General features: G+C 20.3%; 16 protein-coding genes and 1 other RNA gene. 9 read left to right on the top strand and 8 right to left on the bottom strand.

The features are described from left to right. Positions 1–107 precede the first annotated feature (107 nt). Complete coding sequence (ung, locus tag RJX39_RS00690; protein WP_343192731.1) at positions 108–773, top strand: uracil-DNA glycosylase; 666 nt, start codon at positions 108–110, stop codon at positions 771–773. Between the two features lie 19 nt (positions 774–792). On the opposite strand, the gene grpE is transcribed toward ung, so the two are convergent. Next, the gene (gene grpE, locus RJX39_RS00695) at positions 793–1,305 is read right to left on the bottom strand and encodes a nucleotide exchange factor GrpE (RefSeq protein ID WP_343192732.1); all 513 of its coding nucleotides are present in this window, start codon (positions 1,303–1,305) and stop codon (positions 793–795) included. 119 nt (positions 1,306–1,424) lie between these two features. Here grpE and nadK point away from each other — a divergent pair, with 119 nt between their 5' ends. Continuing rightward, entirely contained in the window at positions 1,425–2,303 is an 879-nt protein-coding gene (gene nadK / locus RJX39_RS00700) for an NAD(+) kinase (protein ID WP_343192733.1), read from the top strand. Positions 2,304–2,333: 30 nt separating this feature from the next. Here nadK and ssrA read toward each other — a convergent pair. Next, positions 2,334–2,699, bottom strand: a transfer-messenger RNA (tmRNA) gene (gene ssrA, locus RJX39_RS00705). A gap of 140 nt (positions 2,700–2,839) precedes the next feature. Between ssrA and grxD the strand changes: the two genes are divergently transcribed. Beyond that, complete coding sequence (gene grxD, locus RJX39_RS00710; protein ID WP_343192734.1) at positions 2,840–3,151, top strand: Grx4 family monothiol glutaredoxin; 312 nt, start codon at positions 2,840–2,842, stop codon at positions 3,149–3,151. Here grxD and rnt read toward each other — a convergent pair. Further along, the gene (rnt, locus tag RJX39_RS00715; protein ID WP_343192735.1) at positions 3,148–3,789 is read right to left on the bottom strand and encodes a ribonuclease T; all 642 of its coding nucleotides are present in this window, start codon (positions 3,787–3,789) and stop codon (positions 3,148–3,150) included. The two genes, grxD and rnt, sit on opposite strands and share 4 nt — an antisense overlap. 199 nt (positions 3,790–3,988) lie before the next feature. Here rnt and RJX39_RS00720 point away from each other — a divergent pair, with 199 nt between their 5' ends. From RJX39_RS00720 to ychF, 3 genes are all read left to right on the top strand, one after another. After that, a complete protein-coding gene (locus RJX39_RS00720) occupies positions 3,989–4,600 on the top strand; it encodes a Fe-Mn family superoxide dismutase (RefSeq protein WP_343192736.1) in 612 nt (203 codons plus the stop codon). An 87-nt stretch (positions 4,601–4,687) separates the two neighbouring features. Beyond that, positions 4,688–5,260 (top strand): aminoacyl-tRNA hydrolase, encoded by a 573-nt coding sequence (pth, locus tag RJX39_RS00725; RefSeq protein ID WP_343192737.1) that lies wholly within the window; start codon positions 4,688–4,690, stop codon positions 5,258–5,260. Between the two features lie 56 nt (positions 5,261–5,316). After that, complete coding sequence (ychF, locus tag RJX39_RS00730; RefSeq protein WP_343192738.1) at positions 5,317–6,405, top strand: redox-regulated ATPase YchF; 1,089 nt, start codon at positions 5,317–5,319, stop codon at positions 6,403–6,405. A gap of 134 nt (positions 6,406–6,539) precedes the next feature. On the opposite strand, the gene thrC is transcribed toward ychF, so the two are convergent. The 3 genes from thrC to thrA are packed head-to-tail and all read right to left on the bottom strand — an operon-like array spanning position 6,540 to position 11,217. Beyond that, a complete protein-coding gene (thrC, locus tag RJX39_RS00735; protein WP_343192739.1) occupies positions 6,540–7,829 on the bottom strand; it encodes a threonine synthase in 1,290 nt (429 codons plus the stop codon). Between the two features lie 2 nt (positions 7,830–7,831). Continuing rightward, positions 7,832–8,764, bottom strand: a complete 933-nt coding sequence (thrB, locus tag RJX39_RS00740) for a homoserine kinase (RefSeq protein WP_343192740.1) — start codon at positions 8,762–8,764, stop codon at positions 7,832–7,834. A 2-nt stretch (positions 8,765–8,766) separates the two neighbouring features. Next, a complete protein-coding gene (gene thrA, locus RJX39_RS00745; RefSeq protein WP_343192741.1) occupies positions 8,767–11,217 on the bottom strand; it encodes a bifunctional aspartate kinase/homoserine dehydrogenase I in 2,451 nt (816 codons plus the stop codon). Between the two features lie 322 nt (positions 11,218–11,539). Between thrA and hpt the strand changes: the two genes are divergently transcribed. Further along, entirely contained in the window at positions 11,540–12,073 is a 534-nt protein-coding gene (gene hpt, locus RJX39_RS00750; protein WP_343192742.1) for a hypoxanthine phosphoribosyltransferase, read from the top strand. A gap of 194 nt (positions 12,074–12,267) precedes the next feature. On the opposite strand, the gene pcnB is transcribed toward hpt, so the two are convergent. After that, entirely contained in the window at positions 12,268–13,467 is a 1,200-nt protein-coding gene (gene pcnB / locus RJX39_RS00755) for a polynucleotide adenylyltransferase PcnB (protein WP_343192743.1), read from the bottom strand. 334 nt (positions 13,468–13,801) lie between these two features. Here pcnB and truA point away from each other — a divergent pair, with 334 nt between their 5' ends. Together truA and secA are read left to right on the top strand one after the other, a co-directional pair. After that, entirely contained in the window at positions 13,802–14,590 is a 789-nt protein-coding gene (gene truA / locus RJX39_RS00760) for a tRNA pseudouridine(38-40) synthase TruA (protein ID WP_343192744.1), read from the top strand. 266 nt (positions 14,591–14,856) lie between these two features. Then, positions 14,857–17,343 (top strand): preprotein translocase subunit SecA, encoded by a 2,487-nt coding sequence (gene secA / locus RJX39_RS00765; RefSeq protein WP_343192745.1) that lies wholly within the window; start codon positions 14,857–14,859, stop codon positions 17,341–17,343. A 41-nt stretch (positions 17,344–17,384) separates the two neighbouring features. Here secA and coaE read toward each other — a convergent pair whose 3' ends face one another. Then, the gene (gene coaE / locus RJX39_RS00770) at positions 17,385–18,002 is read right to left on the bottom strand and encodes a dephospho-CoA kinase (protein WP_343192746.1); all 618 of its coding nucleotides are present in this window, start codon (positions 18,000–18,002) and stop codon (positions 17,385–17,387) included. Between the last annotated feature and the right edge of the window lie 50 nt (positions 18,003–18,052).

An 18,052-nucleotide genomic window follows, 5' to 3' on the forward strand; every position in this document is an offset into this window, starting at 1 on the left:
TTGTTTTATAATACACTTTTTTATTATAAGTTAAAAGTTTTCTTTATTATTGTAAATAATAAATAATATTTACTTAAAATTTATATATTTAATAAGGTTTTTTATATATGTATAAAAAAAATGTAATTACATGGAAAAAAATATTTAAAAATGAAAAAAAAATATTATTTAAAATTATTGATAAAGTACGCAAAGAACGTATGCATAAAGTAATTTATCCTAGTAAATGTCAGATATTTAATGCATTTTTATATACTCCTTTTAATAATATAAAAGTAGTTATTATTGGACAAGATCCATATATTCATGAAAATCAAGCACATGGTTTGTCTTTTTCAGTTCCTTATGGAACACCTATACCTCAGTCTTTAAAAAATATTTATAAAGAGATAAAAGAAAATATATCTAATTTTATTATTCCTAAACATGGTTGTTTAATTAAATGGGCTCAAAGAGGGGTTTTTTTATTAAATTCATCATTAACTGTGGAAAAAAATAAAAAAGAATCTCATTTTCGTTTAGGATGGGAAGTTTTTACAGATAAAATAATAGAATATATTAGTAAATATTTAAAAGGAATAATATTTTTATTATGGGGTAATTTTGCTAAAAAAAAAAAAAAGATAATAAAATCCAACAAACATTATATTTTTGAAACATCGCATCCATCACCTTTATCTGCATATAAAGGTTTTTTTGGATGCAAACATTTTTCTAAAGCTAACGATATTTTGTCACAACAAGGTAAAAAAAAGATAAATTGGCAAAATTAAAAATTATTTAAACATTTGATTATTTTTTTGATACAATAACTTTAGCTTTTCTAATAACAATATCATTTATTTTATAACCAACTTTTATTATTTTGGTAACAAAATTTGGTCTTATTGCATTTAATTTCTTTAAGTAAAATATTTCGTGTTTTTTTTTATCAAATAATATATTAGTTTTATCTTCAATTTTTATTCCATATTTTTTAATTATTTTTATAAAACATTTAAATATTAAAATTATGCCTTTATTTTTTTCTGAATTTTGATTTTTATTTTTTTTTAAGAAAATTAATAATCTTTCAAAATTCTCAATAATAGGTAATAAATCACAAGCAAAATTGTTCAAATTATTTTTTTTAATTAATTCGATTTTTTTTCTTGATTTATTTTTCATATTTATTTTTTTAGCAATATGTCTTAACTTTATATTTTTAATGTTTTTTTTTATTTTTTTTATTTGTTTTTTAATTTTTTCTAATTTTATTTCTGATTTTTTATTGTCATTAATATCATTTAAGTTTTTGTTTTTCATGTTTATTATTTTTCTCATTAAAAACTGTAATAATTTAAATTAAATTATATTCGATATAATTATTTTTACAAATATAATATTATTTATATCATTTAAACTATTAAGGAACATATATATTAATGAATGAATATTTTAATTATATTGGTATTGTTGGCTATCCTAGATATCAGAATTCTTTTATAACTCATAAGATCCTTTATAATTGGTTGATATCTAAAGGATATAAAGTAATTATGGAAAAAAAAATATCTAAAGAATTAAATTTAAACAAACCTAGAATAGCAACTTTAAAAGAAATAGGTAAATATTGTGATTTAGTAATAGTAGTAGGTGGAGATGGTAACATGTTAAACACAGCACGTATATTATCTTCATATGATATAAAAATAATTGGAATAAATAGAGGTAAATTAGGTTTCTTAACTGATTTAAATCCAGATAACGCTTTAAAACAATTATCTAATGTTCTCAATGGAGATTATATATTAGAAAATCGTTTTTTACTTGATATAAAATCTTACAATAAAAAATTATTATCTAATAGAAGTAAAGCTATTAATGAAGTAGTTATACACCCATGTAAAATATCAAACATGATAGAATTTGAAGTATATATTGATAAAAGTTTTGCTTTTTCACAAAGATCCGATGGTATTATTATTTCTACACCTACTGGTTCTACTGGTTATGCTTTATCAGCAGGAGGACCAATTATTTCTACTTTAGTTAATGCTATAGTTATAATTCCTATGTTTCCACAAAGTTTATCTGCTAGACCATTAGTTATTAATAATAGTAGCAATATTCATATTAAATTTTTTAATTTAAATAAAAAAATATGTGTTAGTTGTGATAGTCAAATATCATTCAGTATAAATTTTAATGAACATATTGTTATAAATAGAAGTAACTCTTGTTTAAATTTAATACATCCAAAAAATTACAATTATTTTGATAAATTAACTTCTAAACTAAAATGGTTTAAAAATTTTTTTTAATATATATATATGTAATAAAGTAAACATTTTTTTTGGAGCTGGCGGGATTTGAACCCGCGTCCAATAATTTAACAAAAAAAAGCACTACATGTTTAGTTTTTTATTTTTTTTTGTAATCAAATATAAAAAACAAATTTTTGATTCTTAAGCTTATTATTTTTAATATTATATATATTAAGCTATATAATATAATATTTCTCTTTTTAAAAATCCTTATTATTTTATCAATTAAAAGAGATATAATTAATAAAAAAAGGATATTAACAGTGTATTAAGCTGCTAAAGCGTATTGTTTATTATTTGCAGATATTTTTTTTGCGGTATTTTACGAGTTCCCCCGCTACTCGACATGCACTTTTGTTTATTATAATTCTTGTCGAATCCTATATCAGCCCCTTATAAAAACATTACAAGAAATTATTATAATAAATATTTTTCTAGTAATCAAGTTATTTTGTTTACAAATAATTATACTTTATAAAAAAAATATATTATACTAAATTAAATTTTTATAAAAATAATAAAAGGTAAATATTTTGAAAACTATTGAAAAAATAAAAAAACAAATAAAAGAAAACAAAATAATTATATATATGAAAGGAACACCTTCTGAACCAAGTTGTGGTTACTCTGCACAAGCAGTAGAAGCTTTAAATCATTGTACAAAAAAATTTTTTTATGTGAATGTACTTAAAGATTCTAAAATTAGAAGAAAATTACCTATTTATGCAAATTGGCCTACTTTCCCGCAATTGTGGGTTAATGGAAAATTAATAGGAGGATGTTCTATAATTTTAGATATGTTAAATAATGGAAAATTATTTAAATTAATAAAAAATATAAGTTAATAATTTATTTTTTTTGGAGGCCATCCACCTAATTTTTTCCATCTATTCACAAATTCACAAAATAATATTGCTGTTTGTAAAGTATCATACAAAGCTGAATGTGCTTTGCTAATATCGAAAGATATTCCTGTTGCTTTACATGCTTTAGCTAAAACAGTTTGACCAACTATCAAACCACTTAAAGATGCCGTATCAAATGTAGCAAATGGATGAAAAGGGTTTTTTTTTATACCATTTCTTTCTGTTGCAGCCATTATAAATTTATGATCAAAACTTGCGTTATGAGCAACTATTATACCTCTACTACATTTATTATTTTTAATACCTATTTTAACTTTTTTAAAAATTTCATTCAATACTTTTGTTTCTGATACAGCACCTCTTAAAGGACTAAATGGATCTATTTTATTAAAAGCAATAGAATTTTTATTTATTATGGATCCTTTGAATGGTTTCACATGATAATGTAGTTTTTTATCTATTTGTAACCAACCTGAATAATTCATATATAATGTTATAACTGCTATTTCTAAAATAGCATCTTTTTTAGCATTAAAACCAGCAGTTTCTACATCAACAACAACTGGGTAAAAGCCACGAAATCTATTATTTAAAGATGTTAATTCTATATCAGACATAATAATCTCATTATTAACAATAAATATTAATATTATACATATTATATCAAACATATATTTTTACAAATAAATTAAATATTTAATTTTAACACTTGCAATTTTTTAATAACTATTTTCTAATAAAAAAAAGATTATTTTACTTTTTTTTAAAAAAAGTTGTTATATAATATATTAATAAAATTTATTAAAAGGATTAACAATGTATACTTTACCTAAAATGAAATATTCATATGATTATTTTGAACCATATTTTGATACTTTAACCATGAAAATACATCATACTAAACATCACCAAAATTATGTTAATAATTTAAATAATGCTTTATTAAATACAAAAATTAGTAAAAGTTCTTTAAAACATTTGTTACAAAATCTACATAAAATATCAAAAGATAAATTAAATGTTATTAGAAATAATGCTGGCGGGCATTTTAATCATACATTTTTTTGGAAAATTCTAAAAAAAAATTGCAAACTTTCTGGAGAATTAAAAAAACAAATTATAAAAACTTTTGGTAACGTGGATAATTTTAAGAAATGTTTTGAAAATAAGGCTATTGAACATTTTGGATCAGGTTGGATATGGTTAGTTAAAAATGATAATAATTTATCTATAATTAATACTAATAATCAAGATAATCCTATTATGAGTAAAGAAATTACAGGTGTTTTTGGTAATCCTATTATTGCATTAGATTTGTGGGAACATTCATATTATTTGAAATATAAAAATAACAGATTAGATTATGTCAAATCTTTTTGGAAATTATTAAATTGGGAAAAAGCCAATTGTATATATTTAAAATATTAAAATATCTATATTCTAAAAAAGTTAAAGTATTATTTTATAATACTTTGACTACATTTTATAAATTTGTGATAATTAGATCGATAAAAAATGAAAATGATAGTAGGACTAGCTAACCCAGGTAAAAAATATAAAAATAATCGACATAATGTCGGATCATGGATGATTAACTTATTATCAACTTACTATAACGTTTTTTTAAAAAAAAATGATTATTTTTTAAGCTACACATCTATTATAAAAAATAAAAATAACAAAATTAAAATAGTTGTACCAAATACATATATAAATTTAAGTGGACATCCGGTTAGTTTAATTAAATCTTTTTATAAAATAAAATCTAAAAATATTTTTGTAGTGCATGATGACATGAATTTGGACATTGGTATCATAAAAATAACATATGGAAATAAATATGGTGGTCATAATGGTATAAAAAACATTTTAGAAAAAATAAACAATAAAAAAATATATAGATTAAGAATAGGTATTGGTAGACAAAAAAAAAATGAAAGCATTAAATCTTTTGTGTTAAATAATCCTAATTATAAAGAAAAAAAAAAAATATTAAAAGGAATTAAATTAGGTTTAATTTTTTTTAAACTTTTATTAAAATTTGATATTAATAAAGCTATGCATTTTTTAAAAAGAAGAAAAAAATAATACAATTTGATTAATATTATTTTATAAATTAATAACTTTATATTAAGGAAAATAAAATGAGTGTTAAATGTGGTATAATAGGATTGCCAAACGTAGGAAAATCATCTTTATTTAATGCTTTAACTAAATCTATTGTTCCTTCTAAAAATTTTCCATTTTGTACCATTAAACCAAATGTAAAATCTGTTACTATATTTGATGATCGTTTATATAAAATATCTAAAATTGTTCAACCAAACATTATCACTCCATCTCACATAGAATTTGTTGACATAGCTGGTTTAGTTAAAGGTGCATCAAAAGGATATGGTTTAGGTAACAAATTTTTATCTGATATTAGTCAAACAAATGTTTTAATACATGTAGTTCGTTGTTTTGAAAACGAAAAAATAGTACATGTGAATAACAAAGTTGATCCTGTTTCAGATATTAAAGTTATTAATGATGAATTAATAATATCAGACATTATTTTATGTGAAAAACATTTATATATACTAAAAAATAAATTAAATAAATTAAAAAATGATAAAATATTAAATAAAATTATTTTATTAGAAAAAATTTTAAAAAATTTAAACAATAACAATTTATTAAAAAATTTAGAAATGACTTCAGAAGAAAAAAAAAAAATTAGCGATATTAATTTTTTAACGTTAAAACCTATGATTTATGTTGCTAATGTTAGTGAAAAAAAAGAAGAAAACGTTTCTTTAAAAGAAATAAAAAACATATCAAAAAAAGAAAAAACTAAAATAATTAAATTATGTATTAATTTAGCAAAAAATTTATCAGTTCATTTTAAAGAAAAAAAAGTTTTTGTAAAAAAACTAAATATTAACACTGATGCATTACATTTTTTAACAACATTATCTTATAAACTATTAAATTTAGAAACTTTTTTTACAGCTGGAAAAAAAGAAGTAAGATCTTGGAGCATTAATAAAAATACAAAAGCTATTTATGCTGCTAAAAAAATTCATTCTGACTTTATGAAAGGTTTTATAAGAGTTAATGTAATATCTTATAAAGATTTTATAAAATATAATGGATATCAAAAATGTAAAAATTTTGGAAAATTGAGATCAGAAGGTAAAAATTACATATTTAAAGATGGAGATATTGTTAATTTTTTATTTAAAGTATAAATAAAAATTATATATTTTTGTTTTAATAACTAATATTTTTTAATTTGTTTAATTTAAATTATTTTAAAAAATGATATGCAATACGTTAAAATAATAAAAAAAAAATATTTTAAACGTATTGCTAACTTAATTTGTTATTTTTCTAACAAAAATTCTCTTAACTTATTAAAATTTGGTAACATATTATAAGATAATAATGGTAAATTAGAACGTTTTAGTAATGCATTTGGTAAAATAATATCTTTTTTTAGAATATTATCCACTGTTTGTTTAAATTTTGCTGGATGAGCTGTTCCTAAAAATAAACCAAATTCTTTATTTTTTATTTGATCTTTGAGAAGTTTATAAGCTATTGTTGCATGAGGTTCAGATGTATAACCTAATTTATTTAATTTTTTTAAATTTTTTTTTGTAATTTTATCAGAAACACTTCCAAAACCTAGTTTTTTTAAATTCCATTTCTTTCTTTTAAATAACTCTTCTACTCTAGGCCAATTGTTTGGCTGACTAATATCCATAGCATTTGAAATAGTTGAGATAGTTTTATTTGGTTTCCATTCTCCGTTAGTTAAAAATCTAGGAACTGTATCATTGGCATTAGTTGCTGCAATAAATCTTTTTATTGGTAAACCTAAAGATTTCGCTAATAAACCAGCTGTTAAATTACCAAAATTTCCACAAGGAACTGAAATTACTAAATTTTTTCTGTTTTTTTTTGGAAGAATAGCCAAAGCTTCAAAATAATAGCAAATTTGAGCTAACAATCGACTGATATTTATTGAATTAGCTGAATTTAAATTTGTTTTCTTTTTTAGTTCTCTATCATTAAAAGCTTTTTTTACTAAAAATTGACAATCATCAAAACTTCCATTAATAGCTATTGTTTTTATGTTATCACCTAATGTACAAAATAATTTTTCCTGAAATTTACTTATCTTTCCTTTAGGATATAAAATTATTACTCTAACATTTTTCATTTTGTAAAAAGCATGAGATACAGCAGCTCCTGTGTCTCCTGAAGTAGCTGTTAATATGGTTATATGTTCATTCTCTTTATTAAGATATGAAATCATTTGAGCCATAAATCGAGCTCCAAAATCTTTAAAAGCTAAAGTTGGACCATGAAATAATTCTAAACAATTTATATTTTTAGATACTTGTATAATTTTTGTAGGAAAAAAATTAAAAGCTAGTTTTACTCTTTTTTTTAATTCTTTTTTAGGTATTTCATCTCCAATAAAAAATTCTAATATTTTAGAACTTCTTTTAATAAAATCCATTTTTAATATTTTTTTTATTTTTTCTTTGCTTATTTTAGGTAATTCTATAGGGAAAAATAATCCTTGTTTTTTGCCTAATCCTAATTTTACTGCTTGAGAAAAATTCACTATTTCATTTGGGTTTTTTAAATTATATAATTTCATAATTATTTTAATTTCCTAGCTCCATTAAAATCTAATTTGCAAATATGTACAAAACCATTATTATTAATTAAATAATTATTTTTTAGCCAATTAGATATTTTTTTTGCTATTTTTATATTTCTACATATTGAAAAAATTGTAGGACCAGATCCTGAAATTCCACATACTATTGCTCCAATCTTTTTTAATTCTTTTTTTACTTTTTTAAAACCAGGTATTAACTTTTCTCTATATGGTTCAACTATTATATCTTTCATCATTTTAATAGCTATTTTTTCTTGTTGTGTGTAACAAGCATGTATGAAACCTGCTAAATATCTATTTTGTTTAATAAATATACTCCTATTTTCTGTTTTAGGTAAAATATGTCTTGCAGATGCTGTAGATACTTTTATTCCAGGCCAAGCTATTACCCATAACCAATTATTAAAATGAGGTATTTTTTGACTAATTATATTTTTATTTAATTCTAGTATTATTTGAACACCACCTAAATAACTTGGAGCAACATTGTCATAATGAACACCTCCTGAAATTTCTCCTTCTAATTCACCCATCATAAACAATAATTTTTTTTTATTTAATGGTTTTTTAAAAAAAATATTTAAAGCAACTAAACTTGCAACAATTGAGCATGCGCTAGAACCTAATCCTGATCCTACAGGCATATTTTTTTCTAAAATAATAGATATTGGTTTAATTTTTTTAACATATTTAGTGAACTTTATATAACATTTCCACACAATATTATTATTATGTTCTATTGGTAATTCATGAGCAAAATTTCCTATATTTGTTAATTTATTTTTTTTTGCACTTTTTATTGTAATGCAGTCACCTAACATAGTATCATCTATAGGAGATAAAGCAGCACCTAAAATATCAAATCCTACGTTAATATTTCCAATAGAAGCTGGAGCATAAATTTTTATCATTATTAAAATCCCCATTTACATGGTTTTATTTTTAATAAATCAGAGAATATTCCTGCAGATGTTACTGTTTTACCAGCCCCATATCCTTTTATAACTAATGGTATTGGATTATAATATTTTGTATAAAATGCTAATGCGTTTTCACCATTTTTTATTTCATATAATGGATTGCTTTTTTTAACAAAATCTATACTTAATTTGCAAATACCGTCACTTTCTATTTTACCCACATAACGTAACACTTTACCTTTTTTACGAGCTTTATTTATTTTTTTTTCAAAAAAAACATCTAATTTTTTTAAATTTTTTATGAAACTTTCTTTTTTAACGTTTTTATAAAATTTTTTTGGTATTATAGGTTCTATTTTAATATCTTTTAATTCTAATTTATAACCAACTTCTCTAGCTAAAATCAATAATTTTCTAGCTACGTCCAGTCCTAACAAATCATCCTGAGGGTTAGGTTCTGTAAATCCTAATTCTATGGCTTTTTTTGTTGATTCTGATAAAGAAAAACCATCATCTAATTTTCCAAAAATAAATGATAACGATCCAGATAATATACCTCTAAATTTTATTAATTTATCACCAGTGTTTAATAAATTTTGTATGGTGTCAATTACTGGTAATCCAGCACCAATATTTGTGTCATACAAAAATTTTTTATTTGAAATATCAGAAGATTTTCTTATTTTTTTATAATATTCAAAATTAAAAGTGTTGGCTTTTTTATTAGGAGTTACAATATGGTATTTTTTTAGTAAAATATTTGAATATTCATAAGCTAATTCATCACTGTTTGTACAATCTATAAAAACAGAATTATTTAGTCTGTATTTTTTAAGATTAAATATAAAATCTTCAATTTTAAATTTTAATTTTGAATAAATTAATTTTTTTTTCCATGTTTTTAAATTTATTCCGTTGTAATTAAATATATAAGATTTAGAATTAGCGATATAACAAATGTTTATGATAACTTTTTTTTTGATTAATATGTTTTTTTGTGATTTTACTTGTTCTAAAAAAGTTTCACCAACTCCTCCAACTCCTATTAAAAATACATTAATAATTTTAAAATTATCAAATAATGATTGATGTAAATTATTTATGTTGTTTTTGATGTTTTTATTTTTTATAACTATAGAAATTGAATTTTTTGATATATATTGTGATATATATAAAATATTTATTTTAAAGTTATCACGTAACGTTTCAATAATTTTATGTATTTTCACAAATTGAGAATTTATATTGTTTCCTATGATAGATATTATACTTAAATTGTTAATTATTTTAATTTTTTTTAATATTTTATTATTTATTTCAAGGAAAAATGTTTTTTCCAAAATAAGTTTAATTTTTTTTACATTTATATTTTTGGTAAAAAAAACTATTTTATTTTCAAGAAAGCAAAGAGATACTAATATTATCTCATATAATGAAATTATTGAAAACAACTTGCTATAAATGTAAGACAGTTTTTTATTTTTTAATATAGTTAAATTAAACATTGATACGTTATTTAAATATGAAACTCCTTTTATACTTTTTTTTTCTTCATTAAAATTATTTATCAAAGTTCCTTTTGAAAAAATATTCAACGTGTTTTTTATTAAACAAGGAATATTAAATTTTAACAAAGGCAAAATCATTTTCGGATGTATAACTTTAGCTCCAAAAAAAGACAATTTTAAAGCTTCTTTATAAGATATATTTTTTATTAATTTAGCATTTACTACATTTTTTGGATCAGTACTATATATACCATCTACATCTGTCCATATTTCACAACAACTTGCTTTTAATAATACAGATAATATTGCAGCAGAATAATCTGATCCATTTCTTCCTAATAAAACCAACTCTTTTTTTTTATTACCTGCTATAAAACCTGCCATTAAAACAATGTTTTCAATAGGTATTTTTTTATTTTTAATTTTATGCATAGATTTTTTTATATTAACTGTAGATTCTAAATATTTGCCAGTTGATATTATATATTTAATTGGATTTATTATTGTAACTTTATAATTCTTTGCAATTAGTATATTAGACATAATAATTATAGAAATTTTTTCTCCTATAGATATTATTTTTGCTTGTATAATATCTGGACAAAATTTAAATATTTTAATTCCGTATAACAATTGTTCTAATTTATTTAATTTGTTTTTTATTTTCTTATATATTTTAATATGATTTAATTTTTTAAAATAACATTTTAAATCATTTATTAATTTAAAAAATATATTTCTAATTTTTTTAATATCTATAATATTTTTACTAATAGCATATTCTATTGTTTTTACTAAATAATTAGTAATTTTTGCTGGAGCTGATAATACAATAGCTACTTGTTCTTTTTTATATTTTTCTTTTATAATATTATAAACAGATAAAAACTTTTCTGAATTTTTTAACGAAGTCCCACCAAATTTCAGAACTCGCATATAATATTCTCCTTTGTTTTTTTGTTATATATAATATATTATTTTAATTTTTTTTTTACTAATAAAGATATAAACAATATATTCTATTTTTTTTTATAAAACTATGTTTTTAAAATTTTATAAAATATTAGATATAAATTTATTGAATTTATTTTTTAATAAAATATTAAAAAAAATCGTTAATATATGATTTTTAATGATCATGAATTTAATTATATTATCATTAAAAAAATATTTGTATATTCATGACATATAATATTTAAAATAAATAATATATAATAAATTATATTTTGTATTATTTAATATTTTAAAAATAAAACTTATGAAAAATAATGTTAAAGTTATATTTTCTGCAAATAAATTGCATAATCGTATAAATGAACTTGGTAAACAAATTACAAACAAATATAAAAATATTGATGGTAAAATAATTCTAATTGGCTTATTACGTGGATCTTTTATGTTTATGGCTGATTTATGTAGAGCAATTAATGTATCTCATGAAGTTGATTTCATTACTACTTGTAGCTATAGCAATAATATGTTTTCTAACAATAATGTGAAAATATTAAAAGATTTAAACGAAAATATTTATGGAAAAAATGTATTAATCGTTGAAGACATAATTGATTCTGGAAATACTTTAAAAAAAATATATAATTTGTTATACAAAAGAAATCCAAAATCTTTATCTGTATGTACTTTGTTAGATAAAAGACACGCAAAAAAATTAAATATAAGAATAGATTATGTAGGTTTTTCTGTTTCTAATGATTTTATGGTAGGTTATGGTTTAGATTATGCTCAAAAATACAGACATTTGCCTTATATAGGTAAAGTTATTTCAAATAAATAGACAAATATATTATAAAACTAACTTTTTTTTATTAAATATTTTATGTACACCAAGAAATGAATAACTATAATTTTTATTGTTTAAAATTTCTTGTGTACTAATATTTATTAGATATTATTAATTTTTATTTAAAATTTTTTGTGTTTATTAAAATTAATAAATAAGATTATTATTATTTAATATTTAGTATTTAATTAAAAATTAAATTTTTTATTAGTCCAAAAATTTACATAATATTTTAATTCTTTTGTTTTTTCTACATTAGCTCTCATTTTTAATAACATGTATCCTAAATAAAATCTAGGATGTTTAATAACTTTAAAATTAGTTTTAGATTTTTTTTGTAATAAAAAAAATTGCAATTTCCATATTTGACGAATTATAAGTATAATTTTTTTTGGTATTAATAAGTTAATAGATATTTTTCTTATAGAATCATTAATTTTTAATTCACATTCATTATTATATTTTTTTTTTATAGAAAATATATTTTTAAAAAAAAAATTTAGTTGAGGATACCAAAACATTGATGCAATAACTAAACTAATATTGTTTTTTTTATTTATTTTATAATAATTTTTTAAAATTAATTTAATCATTAATTCAATATTACTACTTTCATTTTTAGTAAAATATTTAGAAATATGAGGAAATATAGCATGAAATAATAAATATCTTCTTAATATTTTATATGTATAATAAATATTTCCTTTGTTAAATAATTTTATTAATTCATCAAATAATCTAGATGGTGAAACATTTATAATTAGTTTAGATAAAGGTGCTATTGCTTGAGAAGTTTTATAAGATATACTCATATTTAAATATATAGAAAATCTAATTACCCTTAACATTCTAATTGGATCTTCTTTATATCTTATTATAGGGTTTCCTATTAACTTAATTTTTTTATTTTTTAAATCTTTAATTCCTCCAACATAATCTCTAATACCAAAATCATTTGGATTATAATACAAACTATTAATAGTTATATCTCTTCTAAAAGCATCTTCTCTAATGTTACCAAATATATTATCTCTTAATAACATACCATGTATTGTTTTTTGAGATTTATTTCTTATTTTTTTATTTTTTTTTATATGATCTCCTCTGAATGTTGACACTTCAATTATTTTTTTTTTAAAAAATAAATGTACAATTTTAAATCTTTTTCCAATTATTCTAGAATATTTAAATAATTTACAAATTTGTTCTGGAGTTGCATTAGTTGTAACATCAAAATCTTTAGGAATTTTATTTAATATTACATCTCTAACACTTCCTCCTACTATAAAAGCTTGATATCCATATTTGTTTAATTTTTTTAAGACTAATTTAGCATATTTGCTAATTTTACACTTTAGCTTATTATGAAATTTATTATGTATAATCATTATATATTTAGGAAAAAATATTCGTTATTATAATACTATAAGTTAAATTATTATATATCAAAAATTTGATTAACATTAAATATTTTTTGTATTTATACTTATAATTAATATTTGTATGTGAATTTATTTTTTATTAAAAAAAAAAAAATTATTTCATTTGTAAAAAAATTAATTTTTATTAAATTATTTTTTATTATTTAAAATATATATATTTTTTCAACATAAACTTTGATATTTATATATTTTACATTAAAATATATTAATTAATTTATTTGTATTTTAAATAAAAAATATAAATTTATATATATATAAAATACAATAGGAAAAATATTATATGAAAATAGCTGCTGGTGTTGAATATTGCGGTAGTAGTTATCATGGATGGCAAGTACAAAATGATGTAATAAATAGTGTACAAAAAACTTTAGAAAAAGCTATATCATTAATAGCATGTCATAATATAAAAATATTTTGTGCTGGAAGAACTGATTCAGGAGTTCATAGTTTAGGTCAAGTAATACACTTTAGTACACATACTAAAAGAAAAAGCAAAGTTTGGTTGTTAGGTATAAATTATTATTTGCCTAAAGATATTTCGATAAAATGGATAAAAAAAGTTTCCAATAATTTTGATGCCCGTTTTAGTGCATGTTCTCGTAGATATTTTTATATAATTTATAATAGTTTTTCAAGACCAGCTGTTTTTTTTAATTATTATACCCATATATCTAAAAATATTAATATAGATATAATGAATGCTGCCTGTAAATATATAATAGGTGAACATGATTTTAGTTCTTTTAGATCTTCAAGTTGTCAATCTAAAACTTCTTATAGAAGAATAATACATCTATTTGTTGTAAAAAAATATAAATATATTGTAATTGATATTAAAGCTAATGCATTTTTACATAACATGGTTCGAATAATTGTAGGTTCTTTAATAAAAATTGGATGTGGACAAAAAACATCATTTTGGATGTATGAATTATTAACAAAAAAAAACAGAAAATTGGCTGGGCCTACAGCTCCATCTAAAGGATTATATTTTGTGTCTGTTCATTATCCAAAAAATTTTAATATCCCAACAAATAAAATAGAATTAAATTCTTTATTTTTTTAACATTATGTTAAAAGATATGTGTATTATAATAAAATTTATTTTTATTTGTTTAAATCAATTTATATTAAAAATAAAAATTATTTTTCTATAAAAGTTTATTTTACTTAAAATTTTTTGATTATATAAATAAACATAATTTTAATAATATTGTAAGTCTATAAATACTATTCTAATTCATTTTTTACTGTTACAATAGATAATTTAATAGTTCTATTTATTTTGTATACAATAACTATATTTATAAATATATTAATAGAGAATATTTAATGGTAATAAAATTTTTAAAAAAAATATTTATTAATAACAATGATAAATTGTTAAATAAAATGATGAAAACTGTGAATGTTATTAACAGCATGGAAAGTAATTTTGAAAAACTATCTAACAATCAATTAAAGTTAAAAACATATGATTTTAAAAAAAGAATAAAAAATGGAGAAAATCTTGATGATTTATTACCTGAAGCATTCGCAACCGTTAGAGAAGCAAGTAAAAGAATATTTAATATGCGTCATTTTGATGTACAATTATTAGGTGGTATTGTATTAAACAACAAATGTATAGCAGAAATGCGTACAGGAGAAGGTAAAACATTAACATCAACACTACCTGCTTATTTAAACTCTTTAACTAACAAAGGTGTTCATATTGTAACTATGAATAACTATTTAGCAAAAAGAGACGCAAAAAAAAATAAATTATTATTTAATTTCTTGAATTTAACAGTTGGTGTTAATTTACCTAATATGTCAGCTCAAGAAAAAAGGAAATCTTATTTAGCAGATATTACTTATGGTACTAATAATGAATACGGTTTTGATTATTTAAGAGATAATATGGTTAGTTCTTTTAAAGATAAAGTACAAAGAAAATTAAATTATGCTTTAATAGATGAAGTAGATTCAATTTTAATAGATGAAGCTAGAACTCCTTTAATAATTTCTGGAGAATCTGAAAATAACAAAAATTTATACACAAAAATAAAAAAAATTATTCCTTATTTAATTCTACAACATGAAAAAGAAAATAATATTTATAACTCAGGACATTTTTATTTAGATAGAAAAAATAAACAAGTATATTTAACAGAAAAAGGTTTAATAGCTATTGAAAAAATTTTGATTTTGAAAAATATTTTAAAAAAAAAAGAAACATTATATTCAAACAAAAATATTTCAATTATGCATCAAATTATTTCATTAATAAAAGCTTATTATTTATTTCATAAAAATGTAGATTATATTATTGAAAATAATAACATTGTTATTGTTGATGAACATACTGGTAGAATTATGCCTGGTAGACGATGGTCTGATGGTTTACACCAAGCCATAGAATCTAAAGAAAACTTATTTATAAAAGATGAACATCAAACGCATGCTTCTATTACATTTCAAAATTATTTTAGATTGTATCCTAAATTATCAGGAATGACAGGAACTGCGCATACTGAGTCTTTTGAATTTTCATATATATATGATTTAGAAACTATTATAATACCTACCAATGCTAAAATGATAAGAAAAGATTTTTCTGACTTAGTATATATAACTGAAAAAGAAAAAATATATGCAATTGTACAAGATATAAAAAAATGTTATTTAAGAAGTCAACCTGTATTAGTTGGAACTATTTCTATAGAAAAATCAGAAATGATATCTCATTTATTAAAAAAAATAGGTATACCTCATAATGTTTTAAATGCTAAATTACATGCAAAAGAAGCAAAAATAATTGCTCAAGCTGGAAAACAAAAATCTATAACCATTGCAACAAATATGGCAGGAAGAGGTACCGATATAATGTTAGGTGGTAATATAGAAAGCAAAATTAATAAAAATAATATTTCTAAAATTAAAAAAATATGGGAACAAGAAAATAAAAAAGTATTATTTTCTGGGGGATTACACGTAATTGGCACCGAAAGACATGAATCCCGAAGAATAGATAATCAATTAAGAGGTAGATCAGGTCGTCAAGGTGATGTTGGATCTTCAAGATTTTATTTATCTATGGAGGATAATTTGATGAAAATTTTTTCTTCAAGCAAAACTGTTGATTTGTTAAGAAAACTAGGAGTTAAGTATGGTGAGCCAATAGAACACCCTTGGGTAAATAAAGCTATTTCTAATGCACAAAAGAAAGTTGAAACACGAAATTTTGAAATAAGAAAACAATTATTAGAATATGATGACATTATTAATGAACAAAGAAAAATTATATATAAACAAAGAGATAATTTGTTAATTTCAAAAAATATTAGTAAAAATATAATAAAAATGAGAAAAGAAGTAATTAGTTATATATTTTATAAATATGATATTTTTGATGTAAGAAAAATAAAAGAAAATATAAAAAACAATATAAAAAAAATTTTGTTAAAAAAGTTTAACATGCAAAAAAAATATATCAAATATATTGTAAAAAAGTTTTCAACTAGCTCTAATGAGAAAATTATAAACAATATTGTAAATCAATTAAAAAAAAATTACGAAAAAAGAACATTTTTAATAAAAAAAAACAAAAAAATTTTGTTAGAAAAAAAAATCATGTTACAAATATTAGATAAATTATGGCAAGATCATATTAATGAAATGGATTATTTAAGACAAGGAATTCATTTTAGAGGATATGCTCAAAAAGATCCTAAACAAGAATATAAAATAGATTCTTTTAACATATTTTCTAATATGCTGAATAATTTAAAATATGAAATTATTGTATGTTTGAGTAAGATAAATGTTATTAAATAGTTGCATTTAATAATGCAATTAAAAAAAATTTTAGTAAATAATTAAATATTTTTTTTATGTACTATATTTTTAGATACATATGTGTAAAAATTTTTCAATATGTAAACTTTTTTTTTGACATCATTTAAATCACTATTATTATAAATGATATCATGTGCAAAAATATATTTTTTTTTTTTGCTAGCTTGTATTTTAATTATTTTTTTTACTTCTTGTTTGGTAATTGAATCTCTTTTTATTACTCTATAAATTTGATTTTTTATAGAACAATCTAATAAAATAATTCTATTAACTTTATTAAACATTTTTTTTTCTATCAATAAAGGGACCACCCATATGCACCATTTAGATTTAAGATGACTCATTAATTTGAAAGATTCATAATAAATTAAAGGATGCAATAAATTTTCTAACCACATTCTATTTTGTTTTGAAGAAAAAATTTTTTTTCTTAATATTTTCCTATTTAAAATATTGTTTTCAAGAATAGATTTACCAAATTTTTTTACAATTTTTTTAAATAAATTACTACCAGGTTTAATTAAATATTTAGCTATAACATCAGTATCTATAACATCAACTCCTAATTTTTTAAATTCATTAGATACTGTTGTTTTCCCAGTACCTATTCCTCCTGTGAGAGCTACAATATACATCATATAAAATAATAATAACAAAATTAATTTTATTAATAATTATAACATAAAAA

The organism is Buchnera aphidicola (Taiwanaphis decaspermi), from assembly GCF_039405155.1.
In the GTDB taxonomy this organism is placed as follows: Bacteria; Pseudomonadota; Gammaproteobacteria; order Enterobacterales; family Enterobacteriaceae; genus Buchnera_M; species Buchnera_M aphidicola_B.